This is a genomic window from Corynebacterium ulceribovis DSM 45146, assembly GCF_000372445.1.
Taxonomy (GTDB): domain Bacteria; phylum Actinomycetota; class Actinomycetes; order Mycobacteriales; family Mycobacteriaceae; genus Corynebacterium; species Corynebacterium ulceribovis.
Genome location: NZ_AQUY01000001.1, coordinates 655,317 through 671,945, shown reverse-complemented (window position 1 = coordinate 671,945; position 16,629 = coordinate 655,317). Strand labels below are relative to the sequence as shown.

The window sequence follows — 16,629 nt, the reverse complement described above, 5'->3', positions numbered from 1 at the left end:
AACCTGTCTCAAGACTATCGCGGCCGTGGGATTGCTGCCCGAGTCAAACTCGGGAATTCACACGGTGTTTTACTGCGGTTTTTACTACGCGGTTTCGGTCAGTGGGGTCTTCACCCACGACATCAGGTCGCGCAGCTTAGCACCGGTCTTTTCGATTGGGTGCTCAGCGTACTCAGCGCGCAGGCCTTCCAGCTCCTTGTTGCCACCTTCAACGTTGGCAACCAGACGCTTAGTGAAGGTGCCGTCCTGGATGTCCTTCAGGATGTCCTTCATGCGTTCCTTGGTGCCAGCGTCGATGACGCGTGGGCCGGACAGGTAGCCACCGAACTCAGCGGTGTCGGACACGGAGTAGTTCATGTTGGCGATGCCGCCTTCGAACATCAGGTCCACAATCAGCTTCAGCTCGTGTAGGCACTCGAAGTATGCCATCTCTGGTGCGTAGCCAGCTTCAACCAGCACCTCGAAGCCGGTCTTGACCAGCTCTTCGGTACCGCCGCACAGCACAGCCTGCTCACCGAACAGGTCGGTTTCGGTCTCTTCCTTGAAGGTGGTTGGGATGACACCTGCGCGGCCACCGCCGATTGCGGAAGCGTAAGCCAGAGCCAGTTCCTTACCCTTACCGGTTGGGTCCTGGTCGATGGCGATCAGGCAAGGCACACCCTTGCCGTCCACGAACTGGCGGCGCACCAGGTGGCCTGGGCCCTTTGGCGCAACCATGCCGATGACGATGTTGTCTTCTGGCTCAATCAGGCCGTAGTGGATGTTCAGGCCGTGGCCGAAGAACAGTGCGTCGCCGTCCTTCAGGTTTGGCTTGATGTCGTTTTCGTAGATGGATGCCTGAGAGGTGTCCGGAGCCAGCAGCATGATGATGTCTGCCCAAGCAGCAGCGTCAGCGTTCGACTTCACTTCGAAGCCTGCTTCGCGTGCCTTGTCTGCGGACTTGGAGCCGTCGCGCAGACCGATAACGACCTGGATGCCGGAGTCACGCAGGTTCATTGCGTGTGCGTGGCCCTGGGAGCCGTAGCCAATGATGGCAACCTTACGGTCCTGGATCAGGGACATATCAGCGTCGTTGTCGTACAGCAGTTCAATAGCCATGTGAGTGCTTCCTTTTCAGAAAAGAGGGAGAGAAAGAGTGATGAGTAATAAGTTTAGAAGCTGCGATTAGACAGCATTGGTTTTGGACCGCGCGACAGCGCAACCACACCGGACTTGAACAGTTCGCGGATACCGAATGGTTCCAGAACGTCCAGCAGCGCTTCGAGCTTCGAAGGCATACCGGTTGCTTCAATAACCACGGAATCCTGCGCCACGTCCACGACACGGGCACGGAAGAGTTTGGCAGCGTCGACCACTTGGTTACGGGTCGTGGAGTCTGCCGACACCTTCACCAGCATCAGGCCACGCGCAACCAATTGGTCTTCGGGTACGCGAACAACCTTGAGCACCGGCACCAGCTTGTTGAGCTGTTTGGTGATCTGCTCGATTGGGGTTTCTTCGGTTTCCACCACGATGGTGATGCGCTTGACGTTCTCGTTTTCCGTGGTGCCGGTATTCATCGAAATGATGTTGAAGCCACGGCGGGTGAACATGCCCGAGATACGCATCAGCATGCCCGGCTCGTCCAGGGTCAGAACGGAGAGAGTGTGCTTTTCAGCCATGGTGTTACGCCTTTTCTGCCACAGTGTCGTGGATATCTGCTGGGGATTCGGCGGCGGAGTCTTCTTCGTCGAACAGTGGGCGAATGTCCATTGCCACCTGAATCTCGTCGTTGGAGCAACCAGCTGCGACCATTGGCCACACCTGTGCGTCTTCACCGACGATGAACTCAACAACTACTGGTCGGTCGTTGATGCTTCGCGCTTCCTGGATAGCAGGCAGCACTTCTTCTTCCTTGGTGACACGGATAGCGTGGCAGCCAAGGCCCTCAGACAACTTCAGGAAGTCTGGGATGTACACGCCGTCCTTGTTGGACAGCTTCGTGTTGGAGTAACGCTCGTCGTAGAACAGGGTTTGCCACTGACGAACCATGCCAAGGTTACCGTTATTGATCAGCGCGACCTTAATTGGGAACCCTTCAATGGCACAGGTAGTCAGTTCCTGGTTGGTCATCTGGAAGCAACCATCCCCGTCAATGGCCCACACTTCCGTTCCCGGAGCTGCAGCCTTAGCGCCCATGGCTGCGGGAACGGCGTAGCCCATGGTGCCCAGACCACCCGAGTTCAGCCAGGTGCGTGGCTTTTCGTACTCCACGAACTGAGCTGCCCACATCTGGTGCTGACCCACACCGGCCACGTACACGGCGTCCGGCCCCACTTCGTCAGAAAGCGTCTTAATAACAAACTGTGGGCTGAGCTTGCCGTCGGACTGTGGTTCCCAGCCCAGCGGGAAGCAGTCACGCAGGTCGGTGAGCTGCTCGCGCCACTCCGCAGTATTCGGCTTGGATAGCTTCATCTGCTTGAAGGAGTCCAGCAGGGCCTGCAGCACTTCGCGGGCATCGCCGACGATTGGGACGTGTGCTTCGCGAATCTTGCCAATTTCGGCTGGGTCAATGTCCGCGTGAATAACTTTCGCCAGTGGTGCGAACGTATCGACCTGACCGGTGACGCGGTCGTCAAAACGCGCACCCATCGCAATAATGAGGTCGCTGCGCTGCAGCGCCGCCACTGCCGACACGGTGCCGTGCATACCTGGCATGCCGTAGTGCAGGTCGTGGCTGTCTGGGAACGCACCGCGCGCCATCAACGTGGTCACCACTGGGATTTCCAGGGCCTCAGCAAAAGCAAGCAGCTCTGCGTGTGCGTCGGCCTTAATGACACCGCCGCCGACGTACAGCACTGGGCGCTCGGACTTTTCAATCAGGCGCAGCGCTTCTTCAATCTGGCGGATGTGTGGCGAGGTCACTGGGCGGTAGCCTGGCAAGTCCAGCTCTGGTGGCCAGACGAAGTCCATTTCCGCGTTCTGCACGTCCTTCGGAATGTCGACCAAGATGGCGCCTGGGCGACCGGTCGATGCCAGGTGGAAGGCCTCAGCGATGATGCGTGGAATGTCATTCGGGTCCATGACCATGAAGTTGTGCTTGGTCACTGGCATGGTCACACCGCGGATATCCGCTTCCTGGAATGCGTCGGTGCCCAGCAGGGACTGGCCAACCTGACCGGTGATGGCCACCAGTGGGACCGAGTCCATGGCTGCGTCTGCGATTGGGGTGACCAGGTTGGTTGCACCTGGGCCGGAGGTGGCGATACACACGCCGACTTTGCCGGAGACCTGTGCGTAGCCGGTGGCTGCGTGGCCGGCGCCCTGTTCGTGACGGACCAGGACGTGGCGCAGACGCTGGGAGTCGTAGAGCGGGTCATAGAGTGGGAGGACGGCACCGCCCGGAATGCCGAATACAATATCGGTTCCGAGTTCTTCGAGGGTTCGGACAATCGCCTGCGCACCGGTCATACGGTCGGGCTTACCGACTCGCGACTGGGCGGCGAGGGTTGCGGGAGTAGGGGATTGTCGAGATGCCGCGTTCACGACTCATGACTCCTATCAGGATGTTTACTGGGACAAATGACGACTGACATATAGCAAAACCCCCGAGCAACGTGGTGTTGCACGAGGGCGCTGAACTGTGAGACGACGAGTAATCCGGGGTTACCCTGCGCTACGCTCAGCGCCCTGGCCTACGAGGCCGAGAATTACCTGAAGTCGAATAATCATCATGGCCGTAAGAATAATCCACGTCACAAGATTCAAGCAAATGTGACTTGCTAATTGTCCGATTCGACACTCTCCCACTGCCCCCGATTCCTGCCTACAGTAGGTGGCATCATGCCTTATAGCTTTTTGTTGAATCAACTGTGGACGTGGCTGGTCGATCATGGCATCCCGATCGCCATCCTCGTGGTAATTGGCGTGCTCATCCCACGTATCGCGCGCTGGGTCATCCGAAAAATGACCTACCGGATGCCCGCCGATACCCAGGACTCGAAGGGTCAGCGGGCCATCCTTGGCGCCTTGGTGTACGTCATCGAGGCGGTGGCTTATTTCATCCTGATTGTTAATGTGATGAAACACTTTGGCTTCACCCTCGCGGGTGCAGCTATCCCCGCCACCGTCATTTCTGCAGCCATTGGTTTTGGTGCCCAGAAATTCATTGGTGACTTCCTCGGCGGCTTCTTCATCATCACCGAGCAGCAGTACGGCATCGGCGACTGGGTGCAGTTCAACACCAGCGCCGGACCGGTGGAAGGTGACGTCATTAAAGTCACCATGCGCGCCACCACCATCCGCACCTTAAGCGGTGAAGAGATCATCATCCCGAATGGTGAGACGTCTTATAACGTCAACTATTCCAATGCGTGGTCCCGCGCGGTGGTGCTCACTACCCTGCCGCTGTCGGCCGCTGAGAATATAGATGAGCTCATTGACCGCACCTCTGCCGCTGCCCATCGCGCACTTGAACGCGACGATGTGAAACCGTCTGTCATTTCTGAGCTGAAGGTCCAGCCGTTTTCCAAGGTCGTGGTGCCGGAAGTAGCGGGTGTACCTTGGCAGGCCGTCATCCGCATGATTATTGACGTGCAGCCAGGTGAACAGTGGCATGTCGAGCGTGAAATCCGCAAAGAAATCGCCCGCGAGTGGTGGCATGAACTCACGGCCGTGGCCACCGACGATATTGCCGTGGCCATCCGCGAGTCCGGGTTACTCACCGACCGCGACGATAACCTCCCCGACCCGATTCCCGGGAAAGTCAGCAGCGCCGGGCTTATTGACGGAAACAAGAAGGACGCTCATTCCGCCGGCAACACCCCTAAACTCATCGCCGACGACACTGACCCGGCAAAGTTCGCAACTCAGCAACTGGCCTATGCCCCACATCTGCTGCCAACCATTCCGCAGATGGCGAAGGAATCACGCCAACGCGAAGAGCAGCAGGAGCTAGCCCGCCAGCGTGCCCGTGAGCGCCGCGAGCAGGACAACCCGACGGAAGAGATTTTCCTCGGCAACGAGAACGCCCGCAGTGACATGCCGCGCGCTGCTGCAAATAGGACGCTGCGCGAGGAAAACGAGAAGCAAGCAAACAAGCTGATTGAGGAAGAAACTAAGCGCAAAAAGGGTGCGACCAGCTGGCGCCGGTGGATCACCCTCGGTGGCCGCATGCGGACCTCCACTGCCCTGCTCTTCCTCAGCTTGTTCCTGCTTGGTGTCCTGTCCATCCTGACTATTGATCCAGGCCCGGAAATCGAGAATAAGGGTTGGCTGGCACCGCCACGACCAACCACCGAGTCGTCTACGCCTGCGCCAGAGCCATCTTCACCGGCGCCGTCGACGACGGAGCCGACGCCGGAAGACACGCTCACGACTACTGAGGAAACGACGCCGGAGACAACGGACCAATATGGGCCGGATGGCAACCAAACCGGGCAAAATGGCACTGCGCCACAACAGTCGCCGGGCTCTAGTGCGCCGCAGCAGTCCAGCCCGAACCGTCCGGCACCGTCCCAGAGCCAAAGCAGTCCGTCACAAAGCTCGGAACCTTCGGCGCCAACCACCAGCCAGCAGCAGGGACTGCAGCAAAGCCCGGACAATGGGCAGGCAAACCCACAGACCAGCCCATAGTTGCGACCTTGTCTGGCTGGTCACCTACAATGACCAGTTATGAGCGCAGAGCAAAGCCAACCACTTTCAACCACGCAGTTCCGGCCGTCCCGTGGGCACTTCATGTTCATTGCGGCGGCCCTGCTGCTGGCCGTCATTTTCGCAGGTTGGAAGTTCAGTTGGTTCTTCTGGGTTCCAGTTGTGCCCCTGCTATTCGTAGTGTGGGTATTGCGAGTTCGGACCACCATTTCCGAACGTGGCATCGCCGCGGTCTACCTGTTCCGCAGCAACCAAACCGTATCCTGGGACGACTTCGCCGGCGTGCTCTTTCCTAAAGGCGGCACCGCCTACGCCGTGCGCAAAGACGACACCAAGTTCTCACTCCCAGGCATCACATTTAATGACATGCCAAAAGTCTCCGACGCTTCCGGCGGCCGCATCCCCGATCCGGTCACCGCAGGCCGAAAAGCAGCAGACGAATCAGTGACTGTATTCGACAAGGAAGGTCGCACCATTTTGGTCGAACGCGACACCGACCTGGAGTCCTACGCAAAGAAACAGTCTGAGAAGGAAGAACGCTGATGAACGCAATCCCACTTCGTTCCCGAACCACCACCGCCGGTCGTAACGCCGCAGGCGCCCGCTCCCTGTGGCGCGCCACCGGCATGAAAGACGGCGACTTTGGCAAACCAATTGTTGCCATCGCGAACTCCTTCACCCAGTTCGTGCCCGGCCACGTGCACCTGCGCAACGTCGGCCAAATTGTTGCCGAGGCAATTGAAGCTGCCGGTGGTGTGGCCAAGGAATTCAACACCATCGCGGTGGATGACGGTATCGCCATGGGTCACTCCGGCATGCTGTACTCCCTGCCGAGCCGTGAAATCATCTCCGACTCCGTGGAGTACATGGTCAACGCGCACACCGCTGACGCGCTGGTCTGTATCTCCAACTGCGACAAAATCACCCCAGGCATGCTCAATGCGGCGCTGCGACTGAACATCCCAGTGGTGTTCGTATCCGGTGGCCCAATGGAAGCCGGTAAAGCCGTAGTCGTTGACGGTGTCGCACACGCACCAACTGACCTGATTACTGCAATTTCCGCATCTGCGTCGGAAAACGTGGACGAATCCGGACTGGCTGCAGTGGAAGCTGCTGCCTGCCCGACCTGTGGTTCTTGCTCCGGCATGTTCACCGCAAACTCCATGAACTGCCTGACCGAAGCTTTGGGTCTGTCCCTGCCCGGCAACGGCTCGGTGCTAGCCACCCACCAGGCTCGCCGCGCCCTGTTTGAAAAGGCCGGCCAAACCGTCGTTGACCTGTGCCGTCGCTACTACGGCGAAGGTGACGAGTCAGTGCTGCCACGCAACATTGCCAACAAGCACGCCTTCGACAACGCCATGGCACTGGATATGGCCATGGGCGGCTCCACCAACACGGTGCTGCACATTCTGGCCGCTGCACAGGAAGGCGGCATCGACTTCGACCTAGCTGACATTGATGCACTGTCCCGACGCGTGCCATGCCTGTCGAAGGTCTCCCCGAACTCCGACTACCACATGGAAGACGTGCACCGTGCCGGTGGCATCCCTGCCCTGCTCGGTGAGCTGCACCGCGCCGGACTGCTGCATGACGACGTGAAGTCAGTGCACTCCGACAGCCTGGATGCGTGGCTCGGCGACTGGGATATCCGCGCCGACAGCCCAACGGACGAAGCTGTGGAACTGTTCTACGCAGCGCCAGGTGGCGTCCGCACCACCGAACCATTCAGCACCAACAACCGCTGGGATGACCTGGACCGTGACGCCTCAGGCGGTTGCATCCGTGACGTCGCCCATGCCTACACCAAGGACGGTGGCCTAGCGGTGCTGCGCGGCAACCTGTCCGAAGATGGCGCTGTGATTAAGGCCGCCGGTATTGACGAGTCGCTATGGCACTTCCAGGGCCCAGCTCGCGTGTGCGAAAGCCAGGAAGAAGCGGTGTCGGTGATTTTGAAGCGCGAAGTGCAACCAGGCGATGTGCTGGTGGTGCGCTACGAAGGCCCATCCGGTGGCCCAGGTATGCAGGAAATGCTGCACCCAACTGCCTTCCTGAAGGGCGCTGGCCTTGGCCAGAAGTGCGCACTGATTACCGACGGTCGGTTCTCTGGTGGCTCCTCCGGGTTGTCTGTTGGCCACATTTCGCCGGAAGCTGCGCACGGCGGTGTCATTGGTCTGATTGAAGATGGCGACATCATCACCATTGACGTGCACAAGCGGGAACTGTCTGTGCTGCTGACCGATGAAGAATTGGCGGAGCGCCGCGCGAAGATGGAGGCATCTGCCAAGCCTTGGCAGCCAGCTGAACGCAAGCGCGAAGTGACGAAGGCTCTGAAGGCCTACGCGAAGATGGCTTCGTCTGCTGATAAGGGCGCCGTCCGAATCGTGGACTAGTACCTGACGATAGAAAAACGCCCCGGGGTCGTGAGCGACGACTTCCGGGGCGTTCTTTTTTGTGTGATTAGTTGAATGGGTTGGTGCGGGCGGCGAAGTACCACAGCACAGCTGCAGCGGCGAAACCGACAACCGCCAGAATCCAGCTGGAAGCCAATGGGCGGCGTGCCCAACCGCGACCAAAGTCCAAGCCGTAGTAGCCCGGTCCGGTGAACTGCAGTGCCACCAAGAAACCGGACATGGCCAGCCAATACTGCACATCAGCGCTCAAGTTGAAGACATTCAGGCTGCCCTGCTGGTTGAAGGAGTGCAGTGCCATAAACATGGCCACAATCATGCCCAAGCAAGCAGCGATTGGGGTTGCGAGCCCGAAGATCAGCAGCACACCGACCACCAATTCGACGCTTGGGACGCCCCACGCCAAGATGTTGGCGTAGAAGTAGGAACCGAACTCACCTTCCAGGCCAGTCACTCCCGCATTGCCGCCGAGCTTAAACAGCACAGCAACGGCATCCACAATCAGCAACACACCCACGACCAAGCGGGCAATCAGCAAACCGAAGTCGATGGTGCCGCGGCGGTGGTCTTTGACCTTCACAGCCTTGGCGTCGGCGTCAGCGTCCGCATCGCGGAATTCACCGTTGCTGGTGTAGTCAGGGCCGAACGCCCCGGCCCCCATGGCAGTGGAATCAACCGAACCGGCTGGTTCTGCACCTGTCCCAGTTGCTGCTGGGCGGGTGGCAAAGTCTTGCAACTCGTCGTACTTGCCCCGTGGGGTGTCATCCTCGTCCAGTGCGCGCAGATTCTGCGTCTGGAATTCCTTTGGCCGGTCCATTGCCTCAGTCGCAGCAGGGCCCGTGGCGGCAGACCCCGTGGCCGCGCCAGTTCCAGCAGCTCCCGCGGCTCCAGCGGGCGCCGCCTTCTTCCGGCCGAAACCGCCAAGGCGGCTCGATTCCTGCTTGCTCGGCTCAATGGTTTGCGGTGCGGTGCGGCCCGCTGCGCTGTAGATATCGCGACGGTCCAACTGCTCGGTCTTATGCACTTCCTGGCTGGTGCCGGAAGCAGAATCGTAGGTTGGCACGTCAATGTCGTTGAGGTCGTCAAAGTCGTCTTGGTTTAATTTTTTGTCGCTCACACTCACCACACTAAGTGAGCTGCCGCATCCTTGTGTTTTGACGCGCCCGAAGATGCTTTTTGTACGTAAATCTTTATCTTCTCGTATCCTGGGGCCATGCACTTTCGTCGTCCCGCATTGCGCCTGACAGCTGTGGTGTCCGTCGCCATACTGACGGCCGCCTGCGGTATTCAGGATCCAGCTTTGCAGGCTGAGTTCGAAGAGTCGACGGAACAAAGCGCGCTACCGATGCCGAAGGCCACTGTGGAAGGTGACCGCACTCCGGAAAAGACCGCCCCGGATGTGTCGGAAGACCCATGTGCCACTAATGACATGGTCGTGGCGGCCTGCCTGGAAGAAACCACTGCGCTGACTCCCCTCGGTGATGAACGCGCAGTCGTCGGTGCCGGGAAAGAGCTCATTATGGTCGCCCGCGGCGCCGAGCCGAAACCGATGGCAGCATTCGACTCCACGGTCCGGCAGATTTTGCCATCCCCCACCGTTGCCGCCGATGGCCAGCTGTGGGTGCTGCTACATGACGGCTCGGTCAAACGGGTCACTATTTTTGGCCAGGACCGGTTTGATGTGCGGGATTATCCCGAGGCCTATGGTGTCGAGGTGATTTTGCTTGATGCCAACGGTGAGATTGTCACCCTCCGCAACGTCTCCGATAACTACTTCCAGCTGGTATCCGCGTGCCAGGACCCGATGACCGGTTTGCCGATTCTCACCGGCTATGAGCATGGCATCCCAGTGGTGGCAGCGTGGGGCAACCGTTTCATTCAGCCCATCGGCACGGTGGATGCGGGTGAAGAGCTGGGAAGCTGCTTCGTCAATGGCGAAAATCTGCTGGTTGCAGGCCCGGCGGCGGGTAAGGTGATGCACCAAAAGATTGCGCAGAATCCGCAGGGCACCTTTGAGCTCATTGGCGCGCCAACTACAGCTGTCAGTGGCGAGTTCGGCCGGATCCAAGCAGCTGCGGTGTCCATGATGGGTGACGAGGAACTGTTTTGGATTTCCACGTCCAATAAGTCACTCAATGCCACTGCCGAACCGTCACCAAGCGATGACCGCGTAATTATCGTGCCGGGCGGGTCTGCCTCCGGTGCCTCCCCCGACTAGCGTCACCTACTCCACGCGGTCGAATTGGAACCCGATGACCACATTGCGCACCGACGCCTGATTCCGGTCCTCCGGTTGCAGGCAGGTCACCAGCACCAGCCGCCCAGGTGTCGCATCCGCGCCCCACACCTCATCCATATACGGCAGCTCATCTTTCATCGGCGTGTGAAAATCGGTCGCCCGGTATACCAGCCACTTGTCGCCGCTTTCTTCCGTGCGTACCTTCAGCTCATCGCCTACTTGGAGATACTGCTCAAAGGTGGTCATGTCGTAGAGCGGGTCAAACACCGCGGGCACCAACGCCCCGGCGTGACCAGCGAGCACCGCCAAATCAGGCTGCTCCGACGACGGCAACGAGTATGGCTTATCCGGCGCGGTGTAGAAACAAGCGGTGTCCATCAGCGGCGGGTTCAGCGCCCCATCGACCATGGCGCACGCCCCGTCGTCGACAGTTGCCCGCAGGTTCACCTTGTCAATGACAATTTCCCGGCCGGCAGAAGGTTTCACCTTCATTGAGCTTGTTGACGTTGTGGTTTCCGTGGATTCCGCTGGCGCACTACTCGGGGTGCTGGAAGCAGGTGCGGTAGCAAGATTGTCGGAATCAGAGTTGCCCCGCGGCCACACCAGCAGCGCGATGAGCCCGAGCACGGCCAACACGGCAAGCACCGCTGCCCCAATTTTTACGCGTGACGTGGTGACCATGGGTTAAGCCGCCTGTTGTTTGACGCCGGAGAATTCAAAACCAAGCACCACGTTTTGGGTGGATTGAGCAAACGGGTTGCCGGGCATGATGCAGGAAATCAGCAGCAGGCGGCCGGGGGTTGCGTCCTCGCCCCAGATTTCTTTGTCATCGCCAAGCTCAGGTTTGTCGGGGCTATGCCGGTCGGTGACCTTGTATACCAACCACGAATCACCCGAATCAGCGGTGCGAATGAGCAGTTCATCGCCCAGATCCATCGTGTAGCCATTGTCGTAGAGACCATCGAGCACCGATGGGATACCGGCGCCAGCATGGCCTGCCACCACCGTAACGTCCTTCGAATCCGTGGACGGCAGCGTATATGGCCGGTCCGGCGCGGTGAAGTAGCACACCGTTTTCAGTGTCGGTGGATTCAGCGCGCCATCAGTGAGCGGGCATACCGCATCATCGAAACCGGCGGTAATGCCTAGTTTCGGAATGTGCATTGCCATTGGTTGGGATTCGCCAATGGGCTGAGCGGGTTTGGCTGCTGGTTTTTCCAGCAGCTGGGCTTGCGGCGCATCGACCGCTGGGACGTCGTACCACTTCTTGTAGTAGTTGAAGTAGCCGTACACGACCATCGCGACCATGGCGGACACGATCAGGACAATCAGCACCCAGTCCACAAGTCCGCGGCGGGCGCGTGATTTTGTCCTCTTATTGTCGATCCGATGCGCCATCGGCCTACATCTTAGCGGCGAGTTCCGCGATCAGCTTGTTGACCTGCGCTGGGTCAGCCTTACCACGCGTAGCCTTCATCACCTGGCCAACAATGGCACCAGCGGCCTTCGACTTCGGGTCTTCCTTCAGCTTCGCCACAATGTCTGGGTTCGCGTTTAGTGCATCCTGCACCGCAGCGGTCACTGCCCCATCATCGCGAACAACTTCCAGACCGCGGGCCTTAACGACCTCATCCACATCGCCTTCGCCGGCGAGCACACCATCGACAGCCTTACGGGCCAGCTTGTTGGTCAGCTTGCCTTCGTCAATAAGCGCAATAGTGCGGGCAACCTGAGCTGGAGTAATGGCAAGCTCTGCCAGTTCCACGCCAGCTTCGTTCGCCTTCTGCGCCAAGTACGCCACCCACCATGAGCGGGCATCGGCAGGCTTGGCACCAGCCTCAACGGTATCGACAATCAGGTCCAGTGCACCGGCGTTAACCAGGTCGCGCATTTCCTCATCCTTCAGACCCCATTCCTGCTGGATGCGGGCGCGGCGCACCCATGGCAGTTCCGGCAAGGTCGCGCGGATTTCTTCAACCCATTCGCGCGGTGCAAACACTGGCGGCAGGTCTGGGTCGTTGAAGTAGCGGTAGTCATCCGCGGTTTCCTTCGGGCGGCCCTTGGAGGTCGAACCGTCAGTTTCCTGGAAGTGGCGGGTTTCCTGGTCAATGCTGCCGCCAGCGGTGAGCACAGCTGCTTGGCGCATCATTTCGTAGCGCACCGCCTGCTCCACCGACTTCAGAGAGTTAATGTTCTTGGTTTCGGTACGGGTACCGAACTCTTCAGTGCCGACTGGACGCAGCGACAGGTTGGAGTCCACACGCATCGATCCCTGGTCCATGCGAGCATCGGACACACCCAGCGACTTGACCAGATCACGCAGCGCAGAGACGTACGCACGTGCGACTTCCGGCGCGCGGGCACCAGCGCCTTCGATTGGCTTAGTGACGATTTCAATCAATGGAATACCGGCACGGTTAGCGTCAACAAGCGAACGGGTCGCACCGTGGATACGGCCGGAAGTACCACCGACGTGAGTCAGCTTCGCGGTGTCTTCCTCCATGTGGGCGCGCTCAATTTCGATGCGCCAGTCAGTGCCGTCCTCCAGCTGAATGTCCAGGTAGCCGTTGTACGCGATTGGCTCGTCGTACTGGGAAATCTGGTAGTTCTTCGGCTGGTCTGGGTAGAAGTAATTCTTCCGAGCAAAGCGGGAAGACTCGGCAATCTCGCAGTTCAAGGCGAGGCCAATCTTGATGGCCCATTCGACACCCTTAGCATTGACCACCGGCAATGCGCCCGGCAGGCCCAGGCACGTTGGGTCCACATTGGAGTTCGGGGCGGCACCGAAGTCCGCGGAAGAAGCGGAGAACATCTTAGTTTCCGTGCTCAGCTCCACGTGAACTTCCATACCCATCACAGGGTCGAAGCGGTCAAGGACGTCGTCAAAGTCCATCAAGTCATCGGTCATGGTGCCCCATCTTACTATTAGCCGCCGACAACCAACCATTAAGCTAGCCGCATGCCAGGCCCCCGCGAACACCCGCCGATTCCACCGACATCCACCCGCGATGTCCCCCTCTTCCGCGACGGCCGACACCGTGCCACCGCGGCCAGCGCATTTCGCACCGGCGCCGACGCCTACCACGCGGTTCGCCCCGGCTATCCGCCCGAAGTGTTGGAGTTAATTCCCGCCGCGGCGCGCACCGTTGCCGATATTGGGGCCGGCACCGGAAAGCTCACCGAACAGCTTATTGACGTTGGTTTTGATGTCATAGCGGTAGAACCCAGTGGGGCGATGCTCGATGTGCTGGGCCGGACCTGCCCGACGGCAGCTCGGGTACAGGCGACGGCGGAAGCCACTGGGCTGGCTGACGCCAGTGTCGACGCGGTGGTGTGCGCGCAAACCTGGCACTGGGTGGATGTGCCGCGGGCTTCTCGGGAGCTAGCACGGATTATGGCGCCGGGTGGTCGGGCGGTGCTGGTGTGGAACACGCTGGATGTGCAGGTGCCGTGGGTGCATCGACTGACCCGGATTATGCATTCGGGTGATGTGCTGAGGCCTGGTTTTGTGCCGGCCACTGCCCCGCCGCTGGCGCTGGAGCAGGAGCTGCGGCTGGATTGGGTGGCGGAGCTGACGACGGAGGAAGTGCTGATGCTGGCGCGGACTCGGTCGTACTGGCTCAATGCAAAAGCCGCCACTCGGGAGAAAGTGGCGGCGAATCTACGGTGGTATCTCTTTGAGCATTTGGGCTTTGCTCCCGGCGACGTGGTGCCGCTGCCCTACCGCTGCGACGCGTTCAGCTACAGGGCCTAGCCGAATAGTGCCTGTGCGGTGCGGTAACGCTCAATTGGCACGGTCTTGAGCACGGACACTGCGTCATCAATGTCCACCAGCTCGATGTTCTCGCCCTTGAGTGCCACAATCTTGCCGAATTCACCGCGGTGTGCTGCGCGAGCTGCCTGCACACCGTAGCGGGTAGCCAACACACGGTCGTAGGCAGTTGGGGTACCACCACGCTGAATGTGGCCAAGAACGGTGGTACGAACATCGCGACCAATGCGGCGCTTAATTTCATCGCCGATGACCTGACCGATGCCGGTGAAGGTCTGGTGACCGAACTGGTCCACACCGCCTTCGTCGTAAGTCATGGTGCCTTCCTTCGGGGTGGCGCCTTCGGCGACGACGATAATGCCGTACTTTTCACCCATCTGGAAGCGACGTTCCATCTGCTTACAGATTTCTTCGATGTCGAATGGTACTTCCGGAATAACAATGTGGTGTGCGCCGCCGGCCATACCGGAGTGCAGCGCAATCCAACCGACATGGCGACCCATCACTTCGACGATCATCACACGCTGGTGAGATTCTGCGGTGGTGTGCAGGCGGTCCACTGCATCGGTGGCCACAGCCACTGCGGTGTCGAAACCGAAGGTGTAGTCGGTGGCGTTGACGTCATTGTCAATGGTTTTTGGCACGCCGACCACTGGCACACCATTGTCCGCAAGCCATTTACCGGCCTTCAGGGTGCCTTCGCCGCCGATAGGAATCAGGGCGTCAATGCCAGCGTCATCCAGGTTTTCTTTGATGCGGTCCAGGCTGGACATCAGAATGTCGGGGTGCACGCGGCCGGTGCCGAGCATGGTGCCGCCAAGACGCAGCACCCGGTCGATTCGTTCATCGTCATAGAGCTGGACCCGGCGGTCTTCCATCAGGCCGATCCAACCGTCTTCAAAACCGACGACATTGGATCCAAACTCAGAGCTCGAGGTTCGGACAATAGCACGGATAACGGCGTTCAGGCCGGGGCAGTCACCACCGGAAGTCAGGGTCGCAATACGCATGACTCCCAGTGTAGTTGCATTCCGTGCAGCTGTCCGGACGGGATTGCCCCGTCCGGGTTTGGTGCGCTACTTGGTCGCTGCCTCGTAGGCCGCACCCACGCGGTACAGGCGATCATCCGCCAGCGCAGGGGCCATAATCTGCATGCCAGTTGGCATTTGAGTGTCCGGCGCCAGACCAACTGGCAGAGACATGCCACACAGACCAGCCAGGTTCAATGGCAAGGTGCACAGGTCGAAGTTGTACATCGCCAATGGATCATCCACATTCTCGCCAAGCTTAAATGCGGTGGTTGGGGTGGTTGGAGCCACCAAAACGTCGGCAAGCTCAAAGGCCTTCTCAAAGTCCTGCGCAACCAACGTACGGATCCGCTGTGCCTGCAGGTAGTAGGCATCGTAGTAGCCGACCGACAGCGCGTAGGTACCCAGCATGATGCGGCGCTTGACCTCTGGGCCGAAGCCCTCGGCGCGGGTGATGGACATGACGTCATCGGCGGAGGTGGTGCCGTCGTCGCCTGCGCGCAGGCCGTAACGCATACCGTCGAAACGGGCGAGGTTGGAGGAAATCTCCGACATCTGAATCAGGTAGTACGCACCGAGCGCATGTGTGAAGTTCGGGCAGTCCACCTCAACGACGGTCGCGCCGAGCTCCTCCAGCTTCGCCACCGCAGCCCGGAAGGCCTCAGTTACGCCAGCTTGGATGCCTTCCGCACCATTGAGCTGCTTAACGACGCCAACCTTGACGCCATTCAGGTCGCCCTTGGCGCCTTCCCGGGCAGCTGCCACAACTGGAGCAACTGGCTTGTTGATGCTGGTGCCATCGAGTGGGTCGAAACCAGCGATGACCTCATGCAGCAGCGCGGTATCCAGCACGGTGCGGGCGGTTGGACCACCCTGATCCAGCGACGATGCGCACGCAACTAGGCCGTAGCGGGAGACAGTGCCGTAGGTCGGCTTCACACCAACGGTGTCGGTCATAGCAGCTGGCTGACGGATGGAACCGCCGGTGTCGGTACCGATAGCCAGTGGTGCCTGACCTGCTGCCAACGCCACCGCGGAACCGCCGCCGGAGCCACCTGGCATGCGGTCGGTATCCCACGGATTACGGGTGACGTGGTACGCGGAGTTCTCGGTGGACGAGCCCATGGCGAACTCATCCAGGTTGGTCTTGCCCAGGATTGGGATGCCGGCTTCGCGCAGCTTCTTGGTGACCGTGGCGTCGTAAGGGCTGATGTAGCCCTCCAGCATCTTCGATGCGCAAGTCGTTGGCGCATCGGTGGTGACGAACACGTCCTTCAGTGCCAGTGGGACACCAGCCAGCGCGGACTGTGGCTTTTCGCCAGCAGCGATCTTCGCGTCAACTTCCGCGGCGGTCGCCAGCGCTTCTTCCGCGCCAACGTGCAGGAAGGCACCGAGGTCACCGTCGGTTGCGGCGATGCGGTCTAGGTGTGCCTGGGTAACAGCAACGGAGGTGATTTCGCCGGAGTGGATCTTTTCCGCCAGTTCCGCGGCGGTCATGGCGGTCAGTTCGCCCGCTGGGATGTCCTTATGCAGGTGCTTTGCAGTCATCGG

General features: G+C 59.8%; 14 protein-coding genes. 5 read left to right on the top strand and 9 right to left on the bottom strand.

The window, feature by feature from the left end; genetic code table 11:
* Positions 1–84: 84 nt before the first annotated feature.
* Genes ilvC through A3EC_RS0103110 form a run of 3 tightly spaced genes read right to left on the bottom strand, consistent with a single transcriptional unit; the run spans position 85 to position 3,525 of the window.
* Positions 85–1,098, bottom strand: coding sequence for a ketol-acid reductoisomerase (gene ilvC / locus A3EC_RS0103120; RefSeq protein WP_018023710.1), 1,014 nt, complete (start codon positions 1,096–1,098; stop codon positions 85–87).
* A 53-nt stretch (positions 1,099–1,151) separates the two neighbouring features.
* Positions 1,152–1,661: an acetolactate synthase small subunit gene (ilvN, locus tag A3EC_RS0103115; protein WP_018023709.1), complete on the bottom strand. Its 510-nt coding sequence runs from the start codon at positions 1,659–1,661 to the stop codon at positions 1,152–1,154.
* Positions 1,662–1,665: 4 nt separating this feature from the next.
* The gene (locus A3EC_RS0103110; protein WP_026162139.1) at positions 1,666–3,525 is read right to left on the bottom strand and encodes an acetolactate synthase large subunit; all 1,860 of its coding nucleotides are present in this window, start codon (positions 3,523–3,525) and stop codon (positions 1,666–1,668) included.
* A gap of 297 nt (positions 3,526–3,822) precedes the next feature.
* Between A3EC_RS0103110 and A3EC_RS0103105 the strand changes: the two genes are divergently transcribed.
* From A3EC_RS0103105 to ilvD, 3 genes are read left to right on the top strand one after another with little or no spacing between them, the layout of a single operon-like run.
* The gene (locus A3EC_RS0103105; protein ID WP_018023707.1) at positions 3,823–5,613 is read left to right on the top strand and encodes a mechanosensitive ion channel family protein; all 1,791 of its coding nucleotides are present in this window, start codon (positions 3,823–3,825) and stop codon (positions 5,611–5,613) included.
* A 39-nt stretch (positions 5,614–5,652) separates the two neighbouring features.
* Entirely contained in the window at positions 5,653–6,174 is a 522-nt protein-coding gene (locus A3EC_RS0103100) for a PH domain-containing protein (RefSeq protein ID WP_026162138.1), read from the top strand.
* Entirely contained in the window at positions 6,174–8,021 is a 1,848-nt protein-coding gene (gene ilvD, locus A3EC_RS0103095; protein ID WP_018023705.1) for a dihydroxy-acid dehydratase, read from the top strand. Before A3EC_RS0103100 ends, ilvD begins: the two co-directional genes overlap by 1 nt.
* 67 nt (positions 8,022–8,088) lie before the next feature.
* Here ilvD and A3EC_RS12355 read toward each other — a convergent pair whose 3' ends face one another.
* Positions 8,089–9,156, bottom strand: coding sequence for a DoxX family protein (locus tag A3EC_RS12355; protein WP_018023704.1), 1,068 nt, complete (start codon positions 9,154–9,156; stop codon positions 8,089–8,091).
* A 96-nt stretch (positions 9,157–9,252) separates the two neighbouring features.
* Between A3EC_RS12355 and A3EC_RS0103085 the strand changes: the two genes are divergently transcribed.
* Complete coding sequence (locus A3EC_RS0103085; protein WP_040427894.1) at positions 9,253–10,257, top strand: hypothetical protein; 1,005 nt, start codon at positions 9,253–9,255, stop codon at positions 10,255–10,257.
* 6 nt (positions 10,258–10,263) lie between these two features.
* Here the strand turns inward: A3EC_RS0103085 and A3EC_RS0103080 are convergent, their stop codons facing one another.
* From A3EC_RS0103080 to gatB, 3 genes are read right to left on the bottom strand one after another with little or no spacing between them, the layout of a single operon-like run.
* Positions 10,264–10,959 (bottom strand): class F sortase, encoded by a 696-nt coding sequence (locus A3EC_RS0103080; RefSeq protein WP_018023702.1) that lies wholly within the window; start codon positions 10,957–10,959, stop codon positions 10,264–10,266.
* A gap of 3 nt (positions 10,960–10,962) precedes the next feature.
* Positions 10,963–11,676 carry a sortase family protein gene (locus tag A3EC_RS0103075; protein WP_245532924.1) on the bottom strand — a complete coding sequence of 238 codons (714 nt, stop codon included), beginning with the start codon at positions 11,674–11,676 and terminating at the stop codon, positions 10,963–10,965.
* A 4-nt stretch (positions 11,677–11,680) separates the two neighbouring features.
* Positions 11,681–13,186, bottom strand: a complete 1,506-nt coding sequence (gene gatB, locus A3EC_RS0103070) for an Asp-tRNA(Asn)/Glu-tRNA(Gln) amidotransferase subunit GatB (protein WP_018023700.1) — start codon at positions 13,184–13,186, stop codon at positions 11,681–11,683.
* A 51-nt stretch (positions 13,187–13,237) separates the two neighbouring features.
* On the opposite strand from gatB, the gene A3EC_RS0103065 reads away from it, so the two are divergent.
* Positions 13,238–14,032: a class I SAM-dependent methyltransferase gene (locus A3EC_RS0103065; RefSeq protein WP_018023699.1), complete on the top strand. Its 795-nt coding sequence runs from the start codon at positions 13,238–13,240 to the stop codon at positions 14,030–14,032.
* Here A3EC_RS0103065 and A3EC_RS0103060 read toward each other — a convergent pair.
* Together A3EC_RS0103060 and gatA are read right to left on the bottom strand one after the other, a co-directional pair.
* Positions 14,029–15,060, bottom strand: a complete 1,032-nt coding sequence (locus A3EC_RS0103060) for a 6-phosphofructokinase (RefSeq protein WP_018023698.1) — start codon at positions 15,058–15,060, stop codon at positions 14,029–14,031. The two genes, A3EC_RS0103065 and A3EC_RS0103060, sit on opposite strands and share 4 nt — an antisense overlap.
* 66 nt (positions 15,061–15,126) lie before the next feature.
* Positions 15,127–16,626: an Asp-tRNA(Asn)/Glu-tRNA(Gln) amidotransferase subunit GatA gene (gene gatA, locus A3EC_RS0103055; protein ID WP_018023697.1), complete on the bottom strand. Its 1,500-nt coding sequence runs from the start codon at positions 16,624–16,626 to the stop codon at positions 15,127–15,129.
* Positions 16,627–16,629 lie beyond the last annotated feature (3 nt).